Origin of the sequence: Wenyingzhuangia gilva (assembly GCF_030519655.1) — a bacterium.
In the GTDB taxonomy this organism is placed as follows: domain Bacteria; phylum Bacteroidota; class Bacteroidia; order Flavobacteriales; family Flavobacteriaceae; genus Wenyingzhuangia; species Wenyingzhuangia gilva.
In genome coordinates, this window is the sequence record NZ_JAUMIT010000010.1 from 1 (window position 1) to 23222 (window position 23222).

Annotated in this window: 24 protein-coding genes; all 24 read right to left on the reverse strand. The window is 27.8% G+C overall.

Annotated elements, in window-relative coordinates:
• Positions 1 to 579: 579 nt before the first annotated feature.
• The 24 genes from QVZ41_RS13710 to QVZ41_RS13825 all read right to left on the reverse strand — a co-directional run bounded on the left by QVZ41_RS13710 (position 580) and on the right by QVZ41_RS13825 (position 22420).
• Positions 580 to 1233, reverse strand: a complete 654-nt coding sequence (locus QVZ41_RS13710; RefSeq protein ID WP_302885206.1) for a hypothetical protein — start codon at positions 1231 to 1233, stop codon at positions 580 to 582.
• A complete protein-coding gene (locus QVZ41_RS13715) occupies positions 1217 to 1483 on the reverse strand; it encodes a hypothetical protein (RefSeq protein WP_302885207.1) in 267 nt (88 codons plus the stop codon). Before QVZ41_RS13715 ends, QVZ41_RS13710 begins: the two co-directional genes overlap by 17 nt.
• Before the next feature lie 252 nt (positions 1484 to 1735).
• A complete protein-coding gene (locus QVZ41_RS13720) occupies positions 1736 to 2113 on the reverse strand; it encodes a hypothetical protein (protein ID WP_302885208.1) in 378 nt (125 codons plus the stop codon).
• A gap of 369 nt (positions 2114 to 2482) precedes the next feature.
• Positions 2483 to 4525 carry an AAA family ATPase gene (locus tag QVZ41_RS13725; protein ID WP_302885209.1) on the reverse strand — a complete coding sequence of 681 codons (2043 nt, stop codon included), beginning with the start codon at positions 4523 to 4525 and terminating at the stop codon, positions 2483 to 2485.
• A 221-nt stretch (positions 4526 to 4746) separates the two neighbouring features.
• The gene (locus QVZ41_RS13730) at positions 4747 to 5289 is read right to left on the reverse strand and encodes a hypothetical protein (protein WP_302885210.1); all 543 of its coding nucleotides are present in this window, start codon (positions 5287 to 5289) and stop codon (positions 4747 to 4749) included.
• Between the two features lie 212 nt (positions 5290 to 5501).
• Entirely contained in the window at positions 5502 to 6086 is a 585-nt protein-coding gene (locus QVZ41_RS13735) for a hypothetical protein (RefSeq protein WP_302885211.1), read from the reverse strand.
• Positions 6087 to 6942: 856 nt separating this feature from the next.
• Entirely contained in the window at positions 6943 to 7455 is a 513-nt protein-coding gene (locus QVZ41_RS13740; protein ID WP_302885212.1) for a hypothetical protein, read from the reverse strand.
• 35 nt (positions 7456 to 7490) lie between these two features.
• Positions 7491 to 7952, reverse strand: a complete 462-nt coding sequence (locus tag QVZ41_RS13745) for a hypothetical protein (protein WP_302885213.1) — start codon at positions 7950 to 7952, stop codon at positions 7491 to 7493.
• An 828-nt stretch (positions 7953 to 8780) separates the two neighbouring features.
• A complete protein-coding gene (locus QVZ41_RS13750) occupies positions 8781 to 9131 on the reverse strand; it encodes a HepT-like ribonuclease domain-containing protein (protein WP_302885214.1) in 351 nt (116 codons plus the stop codon).
• Positions 9124 to 9417 carry a nucleotidyltransferase family protein gene (locus QVZ41_RS13755; protein ID WP_302885215.1) on the reverse strand — a complete coding sequence of 98 codons (294 nt, stop codon included), beginning with the start codon at positions 9415 to 9417 and terminating at the stop codon, positions 9124 to 9126. Before QVZ41_RS13755 ends, QVZ41_RS13750 begins: the two co-directional genes overlap by 8 nt.
• A 269-nt stretch (positions 9418 to 9686) precedes the next feature.
• The gene (locus tag QVZ41_RS13760) at positions 9687 to 10265 is read right to left on the reverse strand and encodes a hypothetical protein (RefSeq protein ID WP_302885216.1); all 579 of its coding nucleotides are present in this window, start codon (positions 10263 to 10265) and stop codon (positions 9687 to 9689) included.
• Positions 10266 to 10430: 165 nt separating this feature from the next.
• Positions 10431 to 10952 carry a hypothetical protein gene (locus tag QVZ41_RS13765; protein WP_302885217.1) on the reverse strand — a complete coding sequence of 174 codons (522 nt, stop codon included), beginning with the start codon at positions 10950 to 10952 and terminating at the stop codon, positions 10431 to 10433.
• Positions 10953 to 11165: 213 nt separating this feature from the next.
• Positions 11166 to 11492, reverse strand: coding sequence for a type II toxin-antitoxin system RelE/ParE family toxin (locus tag QVZ41_RS13770; RefSeq protein ID WP_302885218.1), 327 nt, complete (start codon positions 11490 to 11492; stop codon positions 11166 to 11168).
• Complete coding sequence (locus tag QVZ41_RS13775) at positions 11483 to 11725, reverse strand: hypothetical protein (protein WP_302885219.1); 243 nt, start codon at positions 11723 to 11725, stop codon at positions 11483 to 11485. Before QVZ41_RS13775 ends, QVZ41_RS13770 begins: the two co-directional genes overlap by 10 nt.
• 213 nt (positions 11726 to 11938) lie before the next feature.
• On the reverse strand, positions 11939 to 12934 hold the full coding sequence (locus QVZ41_RS13780) for a hypothetical protein (protein ID WP_302885220.1): 996 nt from the start codon (positions 12932 to 12934) through the stop codon (positions 11939 to 11941).
• 1885 nt (positions 12935 to 14819) lie between these two features.
• Positions 14820 to 15398, reverse strand: a complete 579-nt coding sequence (locus QVZ41_RS13785; RefSeq protein WP_302885221.1) for a hypothetical protein — start codon at positions 15396 to 15398, stop codon at positions 14820 to 14822.
• Positions 15399 to 15643: 245 nt separating this feature from the next.
• Complete coding sequence (locus tag QVZ41_RS13790; protein ID WP_302885222.1) at positions 15644 to 16273, reverse strand: hypothetical protein; 630 nt, start codon at positions 16271 to 16273, stop codon at positions 15644 to 15646.
• A 232-nt stretch (positions 16274 to 16505) separates the two neighbouring features.
• The gene (locus QVZ41_RS13795) at positions 16506 to 16910 is read right to left on the reverse strand and encodes a hypothetical protein (RefSeq protein ID WP_302885223.1); all 405 of its coding nucleotides are present in this window, start codon (positions 16908 to 16910) and stop codon (positions 16506 to 16508) included.
• A 305-nt stretch (positions 16911 to 17215) separates the two neighbouring features.
• Positions 17216 to 17869, reverse strand: a complete 654-nt coding sequence (locus QVZ41_RS13800) for a uracil-DNA glycosylase family protein (RefSeq protein WP_302885224.1) — start codon at positions 17867 to 17869, stop codon at positions 17216 to 17218.
• A gap of 245 nt (positions 17870 to 18114) precedes the next feature.
• Positions 18115 to 18774, reverse strand: coding sequence for an ATP-binding cassette domain-containing protein (locus QVZ41_RS13805; protein ID WP_302885225.1), 660 nt, complete (start codon positions 18772 to 18774; stop codon positions 18115 to 18117).
• A 512-nt stretch (positions 18775 to 19286) separates the two neighbouring features.
• The gene (locus QVZ41_RS13810) at positions 19287 to 19613 is read right to left on the reverse strand and encodes a helix-turn-helix domain-containing protein (RefSeq protein ID WP_302885226.1); all 327 of its coding nucleotides are present in this window, start codon (positions 19611 to 19613) and stop codon (positions 19287 to 19289) included.
• Between the two features lie 12 nt (positions 19614 to 19625).
• Entirely contained in the window at positions 19626 to 19958 is a 333-nt protein-coding gene (locus QVZ41_RS13815; protein WP_302885227.1) for a type II toxin-antitoxin system RelE/ParE family toxin, read from the reverse strand.
• A 1142-nt stretch (positions 19959 to 21100) separates the two neighbouring features.
• A complete protein-coding gene (locus QVZ41_RS13820; protein ID WP_302885228.1) occupies positions 21101 to 21571 on the reverse strand; it encodes a DUF423 domain-containing protein in 471 nt (156 codons plus the stop codon).
• A 240-nt stretch (positions 21572 to 21811) separates the two neighbouring features.
• On the reverse strand, positions 21812 to 22420 hold the full coding sequence (locus tag QVZ41_RS13825) for a hypothetical protein (RefSeq protein ID WP_302885229.1): 609 nt from the start codon (positions 22418 to 22420) through the stop codon (positions 21812 to 21814).
• Between the last annotated feature and the right edge of the window lie 802 nt (positions 22421 to 23222).

Here is a 23222-nt window from a genome sequence, read left to right on the forward strand (position 1 = left end):
TAAATATTTATCGATTAAAGATTCATTATCAACGAAGACATTTAGCGCACAGTTCAGAACGTAATGATTAAAAGCTATTTTTCTCAGCCAATAAAATTTATCAAATGATCTAAACTTCTCAAAGAAAACTTATGCGTACAGTTTAAAACGTTCTAATTTTCAGCGAAAAGATGGTTTAAAATATATCGACTACCGATTAATTTTCAATGAAACAATTTTAGCGCATAGTTTAAAACGCAACGATTAAAAGTTTTTAGTTTTCAGTTAAAAATAAAGTTTCGGATTTAAAAATTTTGCGTGAGCATTGATTTCAAATAGATAAAAAACCTTTCATTTAATTCACTGCGAAAAATTCCACCAGGAATTTCAGCGCTGTTTAAGTTAACGGTTTTGGCTAGGCTTTGTGTGGGAAGAAAATCGGCCAGATTTTCGAACACGGACTAAGCCGAAGCTTTTTGTTTGGGTTTGTTTCTTTGATTTCACAAAGCCAAATCAACAAGATTTGGCGACTTAGTAAATATACACAAAACTTTGAGAAAGCACAGAACCCGCATGAAGTTTAGCCGGTGTTGGGCTACGTTATTTTTTTAAAAACCATTCCTTCTTGTCTTCGTCATAATATAATTTTTCTCGAAATGCATTTAAAAGCATATAAGCAGAATCAATAACTTTAGAATTCCATTTAATTTCAATATCTCCTTCATGAGAAATATTTTCATGGATTTTTATGTCATAGGCTTCAGCAATAGCATTAATTTTCATTTCTAATAATTTATTTTGCTTTTGTAATTCTGTGTTTTCAGATATTAATGTATCATTGTAAATGCTTAAATCTTCGTATGTTATGATTTTACCACCCTTTAAATAATATGAATATGTTCTTTTATTTAAACTATCATTAATTTTTAAATTCAATATTTTTTTTGCAATTGAATCCATTCGTTCAAATTCTAAATCATTATTTATTAATCTTAATTCTGAATTAATGTTTTCTATTTTATCTATATAATAAGCTTGCCAAAGAACGAAGCCTATGAGTAATGTTATGAATGATAATAATATTAAAATAACCCTATTTATGTTTTTATATAAAATTTCAAGTTTAAATGCAATTTTATATAGTTCATTAGCATCCTTTTCTGAAAAATCATGATTATCTTTTTTAATCTTTTTTGTAATCTTTAGTAAATTAGAAAATAATTCACTGACAGGTATTTTATTGTCTTTTTTCATTTTCAGTGAGTTTTAGTTTTAAATAATTATTTTCTAATTCTATTTTTTGAATTTTATTTTTCAGATTTACTATTTCTATGTAATTGTTCTTTTTTAATTCAAGAATTACAATGTTATTTTGAGATTCTTTATAATATATGCCCGCAAAGAAACCACAACTAACAAGAGTTAAAATACTGACAAATGAACCAGAATTAGATCCGAGTTTATCAATAATAAAATTTGTTATATGATTTTTATTTTTTTTCAATTTTTGTTTTAATGTTGCCCAACGGTTTTGGCTAGGCTTTGTGCGGGATTGAAAATCGGCAAGATTTTCGAACCTGTACTAAGCCGAAGCTTTTTGTTTGGTTTTGTTTCTTTGGTTTTCACAAAGCCAAATCAACAAGATTTGGCGACTTAGTAAATATACACAAAACTTTGAAGTTAACACAAAAACCGCATGAAGTTTAGCCGGTGTTAGCTGTAGGTTTCTTCAATAGGAATTTTTGTTTAAATGGAATTATTTTTCAACAAAGAATTCATTAATTAATTCAGAATTAATTTGAAGTTTTAACTTTCGCTTTGACCTTTTATTTATTTGATTAAAAATTTCAGATTTACACTTTTTGTCTACACATAAATATTCCTTTTCACTAATTGTTAATTTAATTGTATCGTTAATGTTTTTAGTAAATTTTTTTAAAGTAGAATTATTCCATCTAATTCCAAGTCCATAAAAAATATTATTTTTTTCGTTCGGTTTAATCTCAAATTTTTCACCTCTATAACTAAAGCTTATTTTCTTATTTAGTTTGTTTTCTATTTCAATATACCCAGGAGAATCACATCCAAGAACTATAGTTTGAATTAAAAATATTATAAAAAAATATTTCAACATAATTTTATGGAAATGGATGTACGAATAATTCAAATCTTAATATTTTACTTTTGTTGTTTCTATTTTATCTTCTGAAATAGTTTCAGTATCTAGTTTTCAATTCTCTAAATTTTCAATAAGTAAAGAGATTTTCATATTATAAATTCAAAATTCTTGGATTTAACTTACAGCTAACGGTTTTGGCTAGGCTTTGTGCGGGAAGAAAATCGACAAGATTTTCAGACACGGACTAAGCCGAAGCTTTTTGTTTGGTTTTGTTTCTTTGTTTTCACAAAGCCAAATCAACAAGATTTGGCGACTTAGTAAATATACACAAAACTTTGGAGTAGGACAGAAGCCCGCATTAAGTTTAGCCGGTGTTGGCACTAGTTATTTTATTATCGGTTCAATTTTACCTCTAATAGAATTAAACTCCTCGTTTGGATTTAATTTCATCTCCTTAAGAATATCTTTAGTCACTTTTGTTATACTAGCTTTAATTCCAAATTCTTTGTGGATAGCTTTAATTAATGATTTCCCATCACATTTCTTTTTCCAATCATCAGACCAAAGTTGTATATATTCCTCTTTTTTTGTTTCTACAGAATTTAGAAGATCTTTTTTCCAATTTACATTTTCAAATTTTTCAAACAGTCTTCTAGTCTCAATTATAGTTTTTTCGAATATATCTATTATATCTTCATTTGATTTATTTTTAAGTAACGTGTTTTTTATTGAGATGTTTTGAGGTATCGCATTATCTAAAGATTCTCTTACAGCTTTAAAATCTACTTGATTTAATGCTAATTCCTTAATTTTTTGTTGTAACGACCCTCTGTTATTAGGTGGATTACTGCAGTCAAACTCTTTAATAACATTATATAAAATGTCTGGGTCTAATAAGTAGTTTTCAAAACAATATCTATCCCATTGGATAACTTTAACGTTTTCAGTTGATTTACCATTGAACGGTTTATTATCATTATCAAGTATAAAAATATGATAACCATCTAATTCGTCTTTATCGTCAGAAGTTTGTAAAGTTTTAATTTCTTTTTCAAGTTCACTTCTTCCACCTAAAGATTTCACTGAATATCCAGAAATTAAATCTCCAACAATAATTGGGATGTAATCTTCATCAGTGAATCCCTCTAAGTATATGATTCCCTTATTAAATAATATATCAGATGTTTGAATTCCTAAAGATTTTAAAGCATCTTGAGCTTCAGAATCATCCTTTTTTAAAATTTTAGTTATTGTTCTATTGTCAATTAAGTGTAGTAAATGAAGGTTTTCATCATCTTTTGTTGCAGATAGAATTTCAGCAGAATGTGTTGTTAATATGACTTGTGCATTTTTATTTTTACATATTTTTGATTTTAAGAAAGGGATTATATTTCTACAAACCGCAGGATTTAGATGTAATTCTGGTTCGTCGAGTAAAACAATACCTTCATTATCCATTGTTTTAAGCAATAAATAAAAAGTCATTAACAGACCTTTTTCACCACTACTCAAAAAATCTATGTCATATATGGCTCCGCTATCTTTTTCTCTAATTAATACGGATAAACGACCAGTTTTATTTTCTAATTTAATGCCATGGAGTTCTTTTCCAGGTAATAATTCATCAAAGATTAATTTAAAATCATCTTTTACGCTTTGAATATCATTATTGTTAATCATTAAAATATTTAAAAGCGTAGTTTTTAGTCTCTGAAATTTTATTTGAGGATTAGCACTGTAAGATTGTATTTGTTGATTAACATCATTTTGGCCTAATTGAATATTTGTATCACCTAAAGGCATTGTTCTGTCTGCTGGGAAAAAAGAAAATTTTGTCATACTATAATTTTCAATTTGCATTACATAAGAAATTGTTTCTTGGTCTATTCCATTTTCTCCTAATATTTGACCATTCACTTTGATTGAAAGATTGATATTGCAAATAGGATTAGTTTTTAATTCAATTATTTTCTCTTGTGTTTCCTTCTGAATAGATTGTAGTTTTTGATTACCCTCGAATGAGGAAATATATCCTATTAAGTCAAAAGTATTTGTGTTATTTGTTGGTAGTTGGCTTTTTAAACGATGCATAGAAAATTGTCCAATTGAATTTTCTAAAAAAAGGATTTCTTTTTCGGATACCTTTATTTGAAGGCTAATACTTACATCTTTTCTTGGGTCATTTGCTAAATTTGAAAATTGAATATTTCCTAAATGAGGAGAAAAGATACCCATGTTTTGTAATGTAGTCTGAGCCTCATTATTCATTGTAGGTAATAGGATAGCTTTTACAAGTCTAATACTGTCAAGAATTGTACTTTTACCAACTCCGTTTGGTCCAACTATAGATGTGATAGAATCTTTTAATTTAAACTCTATATAATCTATTTTTCTGTAATTATTTATAGATACTTTTTTTATTTTCATAGGTTGTTTAATTAGTGCCAACGGTTTTGGCTAGGCTTTGTGCGGGAAGAAAATCGATAAGATTTTCGAACACGCAACCAAGCCGAAGCTTTTTGTTTGGATTTGTTTCTTTGTTTTTAACTAAGCCAAATCAACAAGATTTGGCGACCTAGTAAATATACACAAAACTTTGAATTTGGCACAAAACCCGCATGAAGTTTAGCTGGTGTTGGCAATAGTTTTTATTCTTCAAATTTCAAAATTACTTTATTTCCTATTTCTATTATTTTGTCTTTTAAGTTCTTGAATTTTTTATCGGGTGTAAGATTATAAAATCCAATTTCAATTTTTTTCCCTAAATGTTTTTCATTTAAAGATAAAGTTGAATAATGACCGCCCAAATGGTCTTCAATATTTTTTTGTTCAGATTCAGTATAGGTTAACTTAAATTCATTGATTAATCTTTCAATTTCTGATTTTTCAGCTCTAAATAGATAAGTTTTCAGTTTTTTATCATTTTTAAACCAGGAATTTTTACTCAAAGAAATAACACCATTATTATTCAAAACTATTTCAATATCGATTTTAGAATTTTCATAGAATTTATATTTTAACGTTTCATTTCCGTATTCTACATTTTCAAGTGTATCAATACAAGAATAGTTCTCAATTTTTTTCTGTAACGAATATTCAGAAGAAAATTTTTCATTATTAAAAACATATAGAATTATAATTACAAAACTTACAAATACAAATCCGAAGAATATTTTATTTCGATTTCTCATTTTTTAATTATTGCCAACGGTTTTGGCTAGGCTTTGTGCGGGAAGAAAATCGGCAAGATTTTCGAACACGCACCTAAGCCGAAGCTTTTTGTTTGGATTTGTTTCTTTGATTTCACAAAGCCAAATCAACAAGATTTGGCGACTTAGTAAATATACACAAAACTTTGATTTAGAACTAAACCCGCATGAAGTTTAGCCGGTGTTAGCTACAGTTATTTCCACTTTATTATTTCAGGTCTCTTCGAAGAGAATATTACTTTAACTTTATCTCCTTTATTCATATTTCCTAATGGTAATTCCTTAAAATAAATATTTCCATTATGATTGTATCTAAAGTATGCTAATCTAAAACCTCTCGATGTTTTAGTTATTCTTCGAATTTCAATAATTGATTCAATACCATAATTTTTCAAATGATTATATTCAGTAGAATTAAGGCTTTTAAATATAAAGGTTGTCGTTGTAAAAAATAAAATAAAAAAAATTATTGAATTTAGTATTTCTACTTGTTTTAGTTTCGATTCACCTAATTCTTCATTGAGTTTTTCAATTTTAACTTTGTCCAATTTTGTCAAAATATTAAAGTGATATCCTTTTGGAATTATGAATATATTGGCTATTTGGTAAGCAATAATCAGAGAGCCTAATCCACATGTAAATAAATAGATTATATTTCCTTTAAAGCCTAAGTACTCTCCATAATCAACTCTCCATTTAAAACTATCAGCGATGTAATATGAACAAATTATTAATAAAACTCCTATGATTAATATAATTGTATTTTTCAATATTTTCATAATTGTAGCTAACGGTTTTAGCTAGGAAACGTAGCGTTTAAACTAGCCGATTAGTTTTCAGATTAAAACTACACAAAATAAACAAAAAACCAACTTTGATTAAGCACAAAAAAAGCTATGTTTTTTAGCTGTTGTTAGCTTATGCAACATTTCACATAAAAATGATGAAAAGGGTAGTAGGGTTTCCAAACTTTACGCAACGACTTTAAAATCGCATTGCTACGATAATTTTTCACGTTCTGCTTTTCAAAGAATTGAGAATGTTAGTTTTGAGAATTTTTAGGGAATTGAGTACGTAACTTTAAGCCACCATTTATCGTTTATTTAGAACTTTCATTAAGAATTAGAAATGTTAGTTTTATTAAAATTCAGCGTACAGTTCAGCACGAAATTTATGGACACCATTTTCTTTTTAATTAATAATTTTTCAAAGAATTATTGATTTCGTTTACCTTTTACGCAACAGTAAATAATTCAATTATTTCTCAGTTTAAAAAAGCTAAGTTTTTCAGTTAAAAACATTAACAAATTTTATGTTATAGAAAAGTTTCGTTCTTTAATTTTTTGAGTCAAGATTGGTTTCAAATAATTAAGAAAAAGTTTCATTTTAACAACTGCGAAAAGTTCAGCCATGAATTTCAGCGTTGTTAAAGCTAACGGTTTTGGCTAGGCTTTGTGCGGGAAGAAAATCGGTAAGATTTTCGAACACGCACCTAAGCCGAAGCTTTTTGTTTGGTTTTGTTTCTTTGATTTCACAAAGCCAAATCAATAAGATTTGGCGACCTAGTAAATATACACAAAACTTTGAAGTAAGCACAGAACCCGCATGAAGTTTAGCCGGTGTTGGCAAATGCTTTTATATTGTTTTATCTTTAATTGTTTCAGAAATCAAAGATTCTAATTCTTTATTAAAATAAGAAGGATATAAGAAAAATGTGTGTTTTTCATTTAAAAACATATAGCAATATTTATCATTATCAAGATAAAGATAATCACTTGTATTTATTTTCGATATTTTAAATGTGGATTTAATTCTTTTACTTTTTTGTATAGTTATTCTTGCTATTGAAAAGCTTGACGTTTTTATATTAACAAATTTATTCTCAAAAGATATGTTAGTAATAACATTTGAATATGTTTCAGCTTTTATAAAAACAGAACTATATATATAAAAACCTACTAGAAAAATAGGAAATAGGAGACTAGAAATTAAAAATACTTTATCATTACTATTTATCCCATTAACTATAGCGATTGACAATAATATAATTCCAATAATTATTGAGTAGATAGAATGTTTTTTTGATTTGTTTAATTTTTTCTGAAAATTCAAATTACAATTGTATTCAAAGATATTATTTGATTTCACTGGAACGTAGTTTTTTTAGTTTAGGATAAATATTCCTAAATAATATTTTTAAGAATTTCTTTTGCCTTTTCAGAGTTTTCTAATTCTTTTTCAGGAAGTTTTAAAGTCTTTCGAGAAGTCTTATGATTCTCATTAAACTTGATAATGATTTTTTCTAATGTAAATCCTAAAAAAGGTTTTTTAATATTAATTTCCTTTATATCTGATAATTTAATTATTGATTTATTTGTTTCCCTAATTAAATTTATTGTTGTGTATCCAAAAATTAAAGAGACAATTATAAATATAATTCCAATTTCATATTCTTCTTGAAATATTTTTCGGATACCTAAAATTATAAATGTTAAAGGATATATACTTTGAAATAGAATAACTTTTTTACTTACTTTTTTTAATTCTTCTTCTGGTATTAAAATATCACCACGAGTTGTAGTTAATTCATTATTAATTATTTCACAGTAACCTTCGACTGTCTTAAACTTTTTTATTTCATTCATTTTTTAGTTTTTGCCAACGGTTTTAGCTAGGAAACGAAGCGTTAGACTAGCCGATTAATTTTCAGACTTAAAACTACAGAAAATAAAAAGAAAACCAACTTAGTGAAAGCATAAATTAGCTTTGTTTTTTAGCTGTTGTTAGCCTATGCAGTTTTTCAGACACAAAAATGTTTTATTGAAAAAATGCATTATCCTTATTATTTTCAGCGTTACTGCTTTTCAAATCGCATTGTTACGATAAAATTCAACGTTTTGCTTGTAAATATTTATCGGTTAAAGAAAAGTACCAATGAAACAATTTAGCGTACAGTTCAGCACGTAACTTTTAACACCATTTTTATTTTTATATATTTTCTCTCAAAGAATTATGAATGATAATTTATTCGCTTTTTCATGCACAATTCGGCACGTTACTTTTTTTACTCACAGATAAAAGTCAATAATTCTCAGCCACAAAAAAGTACATTTTTTAACAAATAATTTTTTAAGAAAGTCAATAAATTATCGGTTTACAGAAAAGTTTCAGACTTTAATTTTTTGCGTTAAGATTTTTTTCAAAATGTTTCAAGAAAAGTTAAGAATTAATTTATCTGCGGAAATTTCGACCGAAATTTCCTGTTTAGGCTAACGGTTTTGGCTAGGCTTTGTGCGGGGTTGAAAATCGACAAGATTTTCGAACACGTACTAAGCCGAAGCTTTTTGTTTGGTTTTGTTTCTTTTGGTTTCACAAAGCCAAATCAACAAGATTTGGCGACCTAGTAAATATACACAAAACTTTGAAGTTAGCACAAAACCCGCATGAAGTTTAGCCGGTGTTACCTAACGTTTTTATTTGCTTTCAGCTATTAAGCTTTCAACTTCCTTTTTAAGTTTCGGAATATGATTTATAATAATTGACCAAATATTTTCATCAGAGATATTATCGTACGCATGTATAACTTGATTTCTCAAACCAATTATAGCTTTCGCATTAGAGATGAATTTTTCAAAATTTGGATCTCGTTTTAAAATTCGATTAACAGCTTCTCCGATAATTTCTAAATCTCTTTCCACAGCTCTTTTAAGCATTGTGTTTTTTCTATACTCAAAAAAGTCTTTTTCAGTATTTTCAAAATAAGATTCAATTTCTTCTAAAGCGAAATGGATATCATATAACCATTTTAGTATTCTTTCATCCATAAATTAATTCTTTGTTCTTATTAATTGAATTAATTAAAATAGGATTTTTCAATGTTTGTTCTTCTACTAAATCAATATCTCTTTTAAATATTTTTCCAAGCTTTTCTTTAAAAGAAATATAATTGTCAAAATATAAACTCAAGTCAGATATGTTAAATTTCACAAGAAAATCAATATCACTGTTCTCGGAAAATGTTTCATTTGTAGCAGAACCAAATAGATACAGTTTTTCGACCTTATGTTTTTTACATAAAGTTTTAACTCGTTTTATATTTTTATCTATCATTAACATATTTCAAAGATAATTAAAATTAAGTGATGATAACTTATCAACGAGATTTTTTAATGTTAGGTAACGGTTTTGGCTAGGCTTTGTGCGGGAAGAAAATCGGTAAGATTTTCGATTACGTACTAAGCCGAAGCTTTTTGTTTGGTTTTGTTTCTTTTGGTTTTCAAAGCCAAATCAACAAGATTTGGCGACTTAGTAAATATACACAAAACTTTGAGAAAGCACAGAACCCGCATGAAGTTTAGCCGGTGTTGTAAACTGTTTTTTTACATTCGAGGTCTATAAGTTTCAGGTAATTTTTTTATTTCTTTCTCTTCTAATACATTTTCAAAAATTGAATACATAAAATCTCTAAATTTAACTGCATCTTCTGTTTCAGACTCAGTATTGTATACCCATCTAATTTCGACCTTTACATTGTCAAATTCACATTTAAAATAATATGTCGGACTTGGGTGTATTAATTTATGAGTTTTAGGAGCGAAAAAATTAGGATATTTAACAATATCTATGCTTTTCATTAGGTTGTAGATTCTGTTTTTTTCAGCATTACTTAATTTATAACGAATCACAGTATCTTTTTCCCAAGTTATACCTTTAGTAAATTCATTTTTATAAGTATCAAATATTAAGTCTGTGTAATCTATTTTAGCAATAAAATTATAATCATCTGGAGTTTCTTCAGGGTATTGAAATTCGTAATAGACTTTTTTACTGAAAAGTAAGCCTATATTAAATATAACTAGAATTATTAGTGTGAAATATAATATGTAGGATAGAATTTTTTTTTCAAAATTGTTTACAACGGTTTTGGCTAGGCTTTGTGTGGGATTGAAAATCGACAAGATTTTCGATTACGTACTAAGCCGAAGCTTTTTGTTTGGATTTGTTTCTTTGATTTCACAAAGCCAAATCAACAAGATTTGGCGACTTAGTAAATATACACAAAACTTTGAAGTTAGCACAAAACCCGCATGAAGTTTAGCCGGTGTTGCCAAATGCTTTTTTAGTTAGAGTAAACCATCTAATTTTAATTTTTCAATTAATTTTTGTACAGATTTTTCTGCAGCTTGTGCTAAATTATCATATGCTGCATCTGCAGTAAGGTTTCCTCTCCAAACAATTTTTTCACTATTGGGAAGAAATATTTTTATGTCAAAAGTTCCTTTAGTAATTGTACTATGGGTAAAGCCTATACCAACAGCATTAATGTGTTTTTCAGACTCTGTTTGGTTTATTAACATTACTACATCTGGAGAAAATTTGTTTATTTTTTCATCTATCTCTTTATCTGTCTCTAATGATAATTTATCGTATCTATAACTTTCAAACTTTACGTTTTCTTCATTAAAATACTTTTCTAACTCAATGAAAAAACCTTTATAAAAGTATTTTGCATCTTCAGCTCCTCTAGATAAAATATATATTTTATTGATTTTTTCATTAAAATCTTCAGCTTTTCTAGATGTTATTTTAGCACTTACACAACTAGATAATACTATAGTAGATATGATTAATAATATTTTTCTCATTTTCAGTTTCTTAGTTTTTGGCAACGGTTTTGGCTAGGCTTTGTGCGGGAAGAAAATCGGAAAGATTTTCGAACACGTACTAAGCCGAAGCTTTTTGTTTGGATTTGTTTCTTTGATTTCACGAAGCCAAATCAACAAGATTTGGCGACTTAGTAAATATACACAAAACTTTGAAGTTAGCACAAAACCCGCATGAAGTTTAGCCGGTGTTGGCTAATGGCTTTTATCGTTTCTTTTAATTTTCAATGGATATTGACGAGTGTCAAAAACGTCGTTTATATCAATTCTATTTTCAGATTCATTAAAATGATATATTATTTTATAGCTTTTATAAATTATATATCTGAAGTTTTCTTTTCGATGAATTAATAACTCTTCTCGTTGACCTATTTCATAATTGTTTTCAAGAATTTTAGGCTCATTCAAAATACCATTTACTAGTTTCTTAGCTACTCTTATACCAGCTTTTTCTTTGTAGTGTTTGAAAATTTCTTCGAGTTCAGTTTCAGCAAACTCAGTCCAATAAATTTTTAAGCCCATTTTTCAATTTTAGCTTTCAATTGACTTGTTTCAATAACCCTTCCGTTTTCAGAATCTTCCATAGATTTATTAATTCTTTCATTGAATTGTTCTATAGACATAGGTTTGATTTCTTTGGAAATATTAGATGCTTTTTCTTTTCTTAATATTTTTTCAAGTTTAGAGATAGCTTCTTCACTCTGAATTTTCAGAAACTCTTGAATAAATTCTATTTTTCGTGATTGTAAGTCCATATTAAACATCTTTTTATCAAAGGTAAGAAATTCTCACCTTAAAGAAATATTTTCGATGTAGTTTTTGCTTTTAGCCAACGTGTTTGTATATGGTTTGTTGCGTTGTTTAAGCACTAAATTTAGCAAATAAAAACCGAATAGAAAATCCGCGAGGATTTTCGTAAGTAGGCTAGAACTAGCAATAAATTATATACGGTGTTGTGTGTAGTGTTTTTACTCTTCTTTTTTGTAAATTTTTAAAAATTCCGAAAATGCTTTTAACATATTTGAATCGAAGTCTTTTTCGATTTTAGCCTTTTCCAGTATTTGCAAACTTTCTTCTTTATTCAGTTTAAAATTTCTTTCAGTTAAGGAAAGCACTTTTATTAATTCATCTACTTTATCATCTTTACCCAATAAATGAGCTATTTTAAGAGCTGAAGTTTTAGAATTCAGATTAGTAAGTTCATTTTGAAAATATTTTGCGTCTTCTAAATTACTCTTATATAAACGTAAAAAGAAAAAAGCAAATAATTGTATAAAGACTACAAATGTCAGACGAGGCAAAAAGTATATTAGAAAATTCCCAATTTCAATTGATTCACTGTTTTTGTCAAGAATTGTAATTGCTAAAATCGTAATAGCAGTAATTGTTCCGATAATACCGATAATTAGGTTAACTATTGAATTTCTTTGAAGTTTATCAATATATTTTTCGGTATCTCTAATTATTGGATTTAATTGGCTAGATATTAAATTATGTTTTAATTCATAATTTATATGTTTTTCATATTTTTCTTCTATTTTTTTGAGAAGACTAGATTCAACATTTTGCAATGTTTTGTCATAAACGACTTCTTGAATTTTATTTACAGTTACTGTTTCTTTTAATAACTCATTTAGTTTTTTTTCTAAATCAAGTTCTTCTCTTAATTGTTTTGTAAATGTCGAATCTCGTTCATCATCAAAACTACGATATTCTTTTTCTGAAATTAAGAATTTAGCAATCGTAGGTAGAGCAACTAACATTGAAACTAACATACCTATAATCACAATAATTTCTGTTTTTTTGTCAGTAAATTTAGATAACTCTAAATCGTCAGAAAATAATTTTAAAGTAATTACTGTAATTGTTGCTACTATCAGTAATGCAAGTATGACCGTAGTAAATCGAAAAGGACTATTTTTCCTAGTAAGCAAGCGATAAAATATTGTGAAAAAATCATTCATATTTAACAGGGTTTTTTACATTACACACAACGGTTTTGGCTAGGCTTTGTGCGGGAAGAAAATCGACAAGATTTTCGAACACGTACTAAGCCGAAGCTTTTTGTTTGGTTTTGTTTCTTTGGTTTCACAAAGCCAAATCAACAAGATTTGGCGATTTAGTAAATATACACAAAACTTTGAAGTTTGCACAAAACCCGCATGAAGTTTAGCCGGTGTTAGCTAAAGTATTTTTCAAACTGATTTTTTGATTAAAAATGTTATGTTAAAAAAGTAAAGTTTCAAAGAAAGTATTTACTTCTCACAGTTACAAAAAATTAGAATAGTTAAAGTTTTTAATCATGATAATTTTTCAAAAGAAATATGATTTCACGTAACTATGATAATTTCCTACACGTTTCTACTGTTTTCAATTATCAAGAAAAGAAGAACTTTTTATGTTTAGTTAATGTTTCAAAAACTTAATAATTTCACGCAACTACGATAATTTCCTAAGCGTTTCTATTGTTTTTATTTATCAAGAAAATATAATTTTTTTAAGTTTAAATAATTTCTCAAAAACTTGATATTTTTCGCAGTTACTGTTTTTTTAAACACAAGTTTTTTGTCATGACTTTTAAAATATTTTTGCTGATAAGAATGTTAATTTTTGATAGAAATATTTTTTTAAGGTTTTATACACAACGAAAAAAGTCAATAATTATCAGCTAATAAAATGCTCTTATTTTATGATAAATTTCAAAATAGGAGAGAAGTAAAAAAGTTTCAAATTATAGTGATAATTCTACGGAAAACGCCGCTACGATTTTATTTTAGCTAACGGTTTTGGCTAGGATTAGTGCGGGGTGAAAATCGCTAAGATTTTCGAACATGTACTAAGCCGAAGCTTTTTGTTTGGATTTGTTTCTTTGTTTTTCACAAAGCCAAATCAACAAGATTTGGCGACTTAGTAAATATACACAAAACTTTGAAGTTGGCACAAAACCCGCATGAAGTTTAGCCGGTGTTACCTGCTGGCTTTTTATTTTTTCTTATCAAATTTAATAGTCCAATTGTCAAATTCAGAACGACTAATGAAGGAATGTAATAGAACACTCCAATTATGTAAAACCACAAAGTCGCAATTGAAATTAGCTCAAACCAATTTGTCTTTGTCAGGTTTCCGAACATGTTTTCACCGAAAATCAAAAAAGTCAAGTACAATAAGAGACCAAGTCCAAGTTGTGGTATCAAAGAGTAGTTGAAAAGCAGTCTGATTTTTGTCAAGCTGAAATTCATTTTGTGCTTCAGTCGATTTAGCGTAAAGACAACTGGCAGGACAAAAAATAATACTGTCAGCGTTGTAATTAGTATGTATTCTATGTTTGAGTTTGTTGTCATTATGTGCAGTTCAGATTGAAATTCACGAATCCAAATGTTATAAATCCAATTATTAACATACTCAATAACAACAAGGCAAATTTGGTCTTCCTATTTGTCGTTTTCCAAATTGAAACAGTCAAAACGGCTTGGATTCCAAGTGCAAGTAATTCCATTAGAAAAAGAACTGGTCCGCAAACCCAATTGGATTTGTGTTGGTCGAGGAAGTAAGTCATAATTGTCAAAGTAAATAATACGACAGTCAGTCCCGTTACAGAAAATTCAAGTGTTCTATTTCTGGTCGTTGTCGTCATTTTACAGCTTGCAGGTAACGGTTTTGGCTAGGCTTTGTGCGGGAAGAAAATCGGCCAGATTTTCGAACACGGACTAAGCCGAAGCTTTTTGTTTGGTTTTGTTTCTTTTGATTTCACAAAGCCAAATCAACAAGATTTGGCGACTTAGTAAATATACACAAAACTTTGAGAAAGTACTAAACCCGCATGAAGTTTAGCCGGTGTTGTACAATGTTTTAAAATCTGTATCCAATTCTCAAATGTACATTACTAACTATTTTATTATTACTTTGATATGAAGCTAATTCATGTTCTTTTGCATAATAGTGTCTATAACCAACACCGAATCCAGCTTCATAATTAAAATATTTTCCAATATTTCGTTTTATTCCCCATGTAGGGAATATCATAATATAACTTTTTAAGTAAGTGTTATCAATGTTTGAAATAACTAACTTATTTGGATAAAAACTTGTTTTTAACGATAAGAAGTTTCCACTATTTCCATCAATTCTTTTAGATTTAGCTTTTCTTTTATCTAGGTTATAATACCAACGAGGCTCAGCTGTTACCACAAAATTCATTATAATTCCATTATCTTTTCCTCCCCAAGTTGAAATATTTCCCCAAGTTGCAATATCAAAACCTAGTTCTGTTCTTAAGATCAGTGAATTAATTAGTTTATTTTCATTATGAATCCATATTCCAGGGGTTCCAATTTGTATTCCCGATGTAGAGTTTTCAGCGCTTGAGTTCTGAGCTTTTAATATAAACGTTAATCCTAAAAAGATTAAGGTTAAAAATGTTTTTTTCATTAAATTAATTATTGAATGGAGGTTTTTTAAATTTAATATTGTACAACGGTTTTGGCTAGGCTTTGTGCGGGATTGAAAATCGACAAGATTTTCGATTACGGACTAAGCCGAAGCTTTTTGTTTGGATTTGTTTCTTTGATTTCACAAAGCCAAATCAACAAGATTTGGCGACTTAGTAAATATACACAAAACTTTGAAGTATGCACAAAACCCGCATGAAGTTTAGCCGGTGTTGTACCAAGTTTTTATTTCAATTTTTCTTCTTCTTCAGTTTCTGGAATCTCATAATTATTATTATGCAATGAAATTAAGTTTGATATATTTTCTTCATTTATTCCATGTAACCTAAACATACCGTTATTTTGTTTTATAAATTCATTTATCACATTGTTACTAATTTTTTCATTCGAAAAAGAATTAATAATATTTTTAAATAAACAATATGGTGTCACAAGAAATCCTCTTCTAGACCACCACCCTAATAATAATATAGATAGATTTGAAATGATGTTATTATTTCTTCCACATCTTTTGCACAATATTCTTCTTTCTATAGTTCTCGAATAAAATATTATGAATGAAAAAACTTTATTAATTTCATAACCTTTCAACTCATTGTTTTTTTCACCACAGTTAGGACATTTTATTTTTTTTATTTTTTCAGCTAATTCTAAAGTTTCTTTTTCAGTAAAATAATTTGTTTCAGCGTTAACCCAAGTAATTAAATTAGCATCAAGTTTTCTTTTTAAAATTTCGTTTCTTAAAATTTCAAGTACTTCTGTTCTAAGATCTTTAGACTCATTTATAGCTATGTTTTCAATTTTTGAATCTGAAAAACTTTTATAATTTTCTTTAATTTCTTCAACACTATACATAGCGATTTTCGATAATTTGGTACAACGGTTTTGGCTAGGCTTTGTGCGGGTGAAAATCGGCAAGATTTACGAACACGCAACTAAGCCGAAGCTTTTTGTTTGGATTTGTTTCTTTGGTTTCACAAAGCCAAATCAACAAGATTTGGCGACTTAGTAAATATACACAAAACTTTGAAGTTAACATAAAACCCGCATGAAGTTTAGCCGGTGTTGTACAATGTTTTTTTAATGCTTAAACAATGTAGTTTCTATCTATAATTAACGTTTCAGTATTAATTTCTTTTTCAGACAAGTCGATTTTTATTTCCATATTTCCATTCAAGAAATTATTGGTTTTATTAGATTTCAATATTATGTTTGAATTTATATTTTCAATACTTTCAACATTCATTAAGAACTGTATACCTTCTATTTTCTTATTTTCATAATTAAATCTAAATTGTAAAATAGGTTGATATTGTTTAATTAAACCTCCAAAATGATAATTGTAAGGAATTACAATGATATTATTATTTATGAAGATCAAATCAGCTCTTAAGATTCTGTAAGAGTAGTTTAATCTGCTTTTAGTTGTTTCATAAGTTTTCACATTTTCAACAAAATCATATTCATATTTATCCAAATATTGAATTAACACGTCTTTCTTATTTTTGTAAAATAGATGAATACCAAAGTTTCCAAAAATAAAAAATAGTAAAAAAATTAAAAATATAAAGATAGTTTCACTCAAAATATTGTACAACGGTTTTGGCTAGGCTTTGTGCGGGTGAAAATCGGAAAGATTTTCGAACACGTACTAAGCCGAAGCTTTTTGTTTGGTTTTGTTTCTTTGTTTTCACAAAGCCAAATCAACAAGATTTGGCGACTTAGTAAATATACACAAAACTTTGAAGTAAGCACAAAACCCGCATGAAGTTTAGCCGGTGTTGTGTGTTCGGCTTTTTAGAATTTTATAGCTTCTTTTTCAAGTATTTCTTCAATTTCTTTTCCTAAACGTCTCTTACTCCAATCATCAATTCTACCTATGAAACCTGATAGTAGTATCCAAAATTGATGTGTTTCTCCATTTTTAAATTTAACATCTGTTTTATAAGATGTTAATGATTTAATATCTACATTATCTTTCTTAGGAGGAAATATTCTAACCATTTCCCAGCTGACTGGTGCTCCATTACAAATTATCATTTTAGGTTTGCTGTTTTGAATTTGCTTGTACAAGTGTTCAGAGCAGTTTTTTATTATTTCTGTTTTTTTTAGTTTTTTTAGTTTTCCTTCAATATTAATTTCAGGGGGAAAACTGTTCGAAAAACATTTAACTAAGTCTGTATGCGCTATTCTATTATTTTTTCCAATCCAATTTTCATAAAGGTCATTAGATACTTTTTTGAAATCGGCGAAATAGGGATGAGATTCTGGTGTGAATTTTTCAAAGTCTTCTTTTGTTCTTTCTTCAATATGTCCTATTTCGTTTTTTGGATTTAAACCAATAATCCAAATATCAGCATTTGAATTTCCTTCTATATATTCAGCAGGAGATATGTTTTTAGAATAAAATTGAAGTCCTAAACTAGAACATTTAGAGCAGGTTGTATTCATTATTTTTGTTTTAGTTACAGTTTTTTTTAGCTGACACACAACGGTTTTGGCTAGGCTTTGTGCGGGCTTGAAAATCTACAAGATTTTCGAACACGTACTAAGCCGAAGCTTTTTATTTGGATTTGTTTCTTTTGTTTTCACAAAGCCAAATCAACAAGATTTGGCGACTTAGTAAATATAGATAAAACTTTGAAGTAAGCACAAAACCCGCATGAAGTTTAGCCGTTGTTAGCTACCGTAATTTTCTATGAATTTCTAATGTATCCTAATTTTTGTAAATCTTTAATATTGTTTGTTAAATGTGTTTTCCCATTACTTATAACATATAAACTATCACTAATTTCAGTTATATGCTCGTACATATGATCTGTTATAATAATTCCTTTATTTTGTTTTTCTCTAATTATTAGTTTTTTAATTGTTTCAATATGTACAGGCATTACTTGAGAAAACGGTTCATCTAGCATGCAAAATTTAGTTTTAGAGACAAGTATTAAATAAATTTCAATAATTCTTCTTTCTCCACCAGATAAATTTTTCAGTTTTGATTTGTAATGCTTTTGAAATTCAGGAAAAAATGATATTAAATCTGAAAAATCTAGATTAAAATCTTTCAATAACCTTTGCACTGTTAAATACATAGGAATAAATTTATTTTGTGGAAGATATCTAATATCTTTTGGAGAACGAGCAGATTTAAATAACGATGAATTATTAATTCTTATAGATTTATCATTAGGAATAATTTCTCCATATATAATTTTCATGAGAGACGATTTTCCTGTTCCATTTCTTCCTAATAGTCCTGTTATTATTCCAGTTTCACTTTTTAAATAAACATTATTTAGAATAACTGTAGATTTAAATTTAAGGAGAACACTATCTATTTCAAGAATATTTTTCATGTGAATTTAAGTGTTAGAACTATTATTGTTATGAATAAAGATAAATCAATTATAAAGGTTGAAATCCATAAGTTTTTTTTAGAAAGTCCAAGATTTTTATAATAAAAAAACTCTTCTTTTTTATGGTTATTTATATAGTAATAAGTAAAGCCCAATGTGAATATTTTAAACCAAAATACTGCTGTGATTCCTCTAATTCCCCATGTGCTAATAATCGATACACAAGCAAGATTAATCATAAAACTTAGAAAAGCATATAATCTGTAAAAAATCAATATCAATCTGATGATTTTCATTATGGTAGCTAACGGTTTTGGCTAGGCTTTGTGCGGGAAGAAAATCGACAAGATTTTCGAACACGGACTAAGCCGAAGCTTTTTGTTTGGATTTGTTTCTTTGATTTCACAAAGCCAAATCAACAAGATTTGGCGACTCAATAAATATACACAAAACTTTGAAGTTGGCATAAAACCCGCATGAAGTTTAGCCGGTGTTAGCTTTAGTATTTTTTATTATGCAATTTCAAAATCAAATTCATTCATTTGAACGCTTAATTTTACATTAGTTTTCAATGCTTTAAAGACTTTCAAAATTGTTTCAATAGTAACATTTTTTGTGTTTCTTTCAAGTTTTGAAATTTGAGATTTTTGCACTCCAATTAAACTTCCAAGTTGTTCTTGTGTTAAATTTCTTTCTTTTCTCACAGACTTAATTGTCTCTCCAAGAATTTCAAGTTGTAAGTCAAATTCATATTTATCTCTTTTTTCAGTACCAACTTTTCCAATATGTTTATCTTTCATTTGGTCAAGTGTCATTGTTTTCAATTTCTTTTTTTCCATATCTTAAAAGTTTTATTGATTAAAATATTCAGTTTTAATTTGATTAGTTTTTTCTATTTCGCTTTTAGGAACTTTACTTACTTTTTTAATAATTCCATGAGTGGTTACAACCAATGTTTCAGAATCTCCAGTTTTATCCCAAAAAGCAAAGAGTCTATATTGAATTTTGTTATAAAGAGTTCTAAACTCCCATACGTCATCTGTTAATTTTTTAAATAGTTTAGGATCATTTCCAAACTTAGCTTTTTCCAAATTATAGAAAATTTTAGTCCTAGCTTTGTCTTCTAAACTATCCATAAATTCAATAGCTTCTTCAAGAAAAATAATTTCAAATTTTTGTTTCATTCAATTATATTAATTTTCAATGATACAAAGTTAAAGTAAAAAGTTGATATATATGGAAACTTTTCGGTTTTTTATATTAAAGCTAACGGTTTTAGCTAGGAAACGAAGCGTTAAACTAGCCGATTAATTTTCAGCCTTAAAACTACAGAAAATAAAAAGAAAACCAACTTAGTGAAAGCATAAAAAAAGCTTTGTTTTTTAGCTGTTGTTAGCCTATGCAGTTTTTCAGACACAAAAATGTTTTATTGAAAAAATGCATTATCCTTATTATTTTCAGCGTTACTGCTTTTCAAATCGCGTTGTTACGATAAAATTCAACGTTTTGCTTGTAAATATTTGTCGGTTAAAGAAAAGTATCAATGAAACAATTTTAACGTACAGTTCAGCACGTAACTTTTAACAACATTTTTATTTTATATATTTTCTCTCAAATAATTATGAATGATAATTTATCCACTTTTTCATGTACATTTTGCACGTTACTTTTACGCTCAGAGAAAATACAATAATTTTCAGCCACAAAAAAGTACATTTTTTTAAAAATAATTTTCTTTAAGAAAGTCAATAAATTATCAGTTTACAGAAAAGTTTTCAACTTGTTTTTTTTACGTGAGAATTGGTTTTAAAATGTTTAAAGAAAAGTTAAGAATTAATTTATCTGCGGAAATTTCGACCGAAATTTCCTGTTTAGGCTAACGGTTTTGGCTAGGCTTTGTGCGGGAAGAAAATCGGCAAGATTTTCGAACACGTACTAAGCCGAAGCTTTTTGTTTGGATTTGTTTCTTTGATTTTACAAAGCCAAATCAACAAGATTTGGCGACTTAGTAAATATACACAAAACTTTGAATTTAGAAATAAACCCGCATTAAGTTTAGCCGGTGTTACCTAACGTTTTTTTCAAATGTTGATATAGAATTAAAATCATTAGTTTTTTAATTAAAGTTTTCAATGATTTTTTATTTCTTCACAGCTACGATAATTTTTAATACGTTGCCCTGGTTAAATATTTATCAAAGTTTGTGAAAGTTATTCTTAAAATAAATATCTCAAGGATTTTAAAACTTTTTATAGCTACGATAACATAAAGTAGGACACCCTTTTTTTATGTTAAAAGAATCTATCAAAGACGCATTTTTTCATTGCTACGATTTTTCTAAGATATCAGATATTAACGTTTTATATTCTTGTATGTTTTTAACGTATTTTTTTTGAATTGCAATCCATAAAATAAATCCAATACTCATTATAATTATTCCAATTAAATAAGTTAGAGGATTTGTGTCTTTTCCTGTAATTAAATAGGTTATAATACCTAAACCGACTAAGATATTACTATAGATAACGAAATTCCATAAAAAGTGCTGATGAAATGAAATTTCTACATCTGTTTCATTTTCAATGTTTGATTTTGATAATTTTCCATTAACAACAATACTATTTAAAAAATATAAATAAAAAGGATATAGAATTCGTTTTCGTATTTTAAAGTTAATTGAATTACTTTTTTGATGTCCAACATTAAACTCTAATCCTTTAATAGATTCAAGAGTTATTTGTATTTTTTCGCTAATTTTTTGAGGACTATTTTTAGCTTTAAAATTCCATTTTTTCATATTCTTGATTTTATGTTAGGTAACGGTTTTGGCTAGGCTTTGTGCGGGCTTGAAAATCGGCCAGATTTTCGAACACGTACTAAGCCGAAGCTTTTTGTTTGGATTTGTTTCTTTTAGTTTCACGAAGCCAAATCAACAAGATTTGGCGACTTAGTAAATATACACAAAACTTTGGAGTAGGACAGAAGCCCGCATTAAGTTTAGCCGGTGTTGGCAGTAGCTTTTATCAAATACTTATATTTAAATGTCACCAGCTGTTCCAAAATTAAATTTTTCTTCATTTGAAAATTCTAATTGACTTGAAAAAATGAAGCTTGAATAATCTTTCGAATTATCTGAATAGAAATCATAAATAACTCCAATATTCAGAGTGAAAATTTCTCCAGGTCCTATAACTTTATTTATCATTGATAATTTTTCTAAACCTTGGTTTTCAAATTCAGAGATTAATAGTTGTCCTTTAATTAAATGGTCTACTAAAATTGAATCAGGAATTTGAAATATTTTATATTGAATTAACCCTTCAGTTAATTTATTAGATCCTCTTTCAGTTGTTGAAATTAAACCAGAGTTTTCGTGTGGTTTAAGTCCTAATAATGTTACTGATTTTTCTCCATTATTAATTATAGTTGTTCTATAAAATCCAAAATGATATTTATCTCCGTTTTTATCTATAAATGTAGTTCCTACTAGAGAGGTGTTTTTAAGTGATAGATCGGGATTGTTAGAATTTATTTGAATAATTAATGATATGCCAGCCCCAATTAAAGCAATTAGAGCAATTACTTCACTCCATCCAAATTCAGCTTTAAAATTGAATATTTTATTTTGATTGTTTTTTTTCTCCATTTAATTTAGTTACTGCCAACGGTTTTAGCTAGTAAACGAAGCGTTAAACTAGCCGATTAATTTTCAGACTTAAAACTACAGAAAATAAAAAGAAAACCAACTTTATGAAAGCACAAAAAAAAGCTTTGTTTTTTAGCTGTTGTTAGCCTATGCAGTTTTTCAGTTTTCAGCCACGAAAATGTTTTTGTTGAAAAAATGCATTATCCTTATTTTTTTCAGAGTTACTGTTTTTCAAATCGCGTTGTTACGATAAAATTCAACGTTTTGCTTGTAAATATTTATCGGTTAAAAAAAAGTATCAATGAAACAATTTAGCGTACAGTTCAGCACGTAACTTTTAACACCATTTTTATTTTTATATATTTTCTCTCAAAAAATTATGAATGATAATTTATTCACTTTTTCATTTACATTTCAGCACGTTACTTTTTTACGCACAGCGAAAAGTCAATAATTCTCAGCCACAAAAAGTACATTTTTTCACAAATAATTTTCTTTAAGAAAGTCAATAAATTATAGGTTTACATAAAAGTTTCAGACTTTAATTTTTTGCGTTAAGATTGGTTTTAAAATGTTTAGAGAAAAGTTAAGAATTAATTTATCTGCGGAAATTTCGACCGAAATTTCCTGTTTAGGCTAACGGTTTTGGCTAGGCTTTGTGCGGGATTGAAAATCGGCCAGATTTTCGAACACGTGCTAAGCCGAAGCTTTTTGTTTGGTTTTGTTTCTTTGATTTCACAAAGCCAAATCAACAAGATTTGGCGACCTAGTAAATATACACAAAACTTTGAAGCTTGCACAA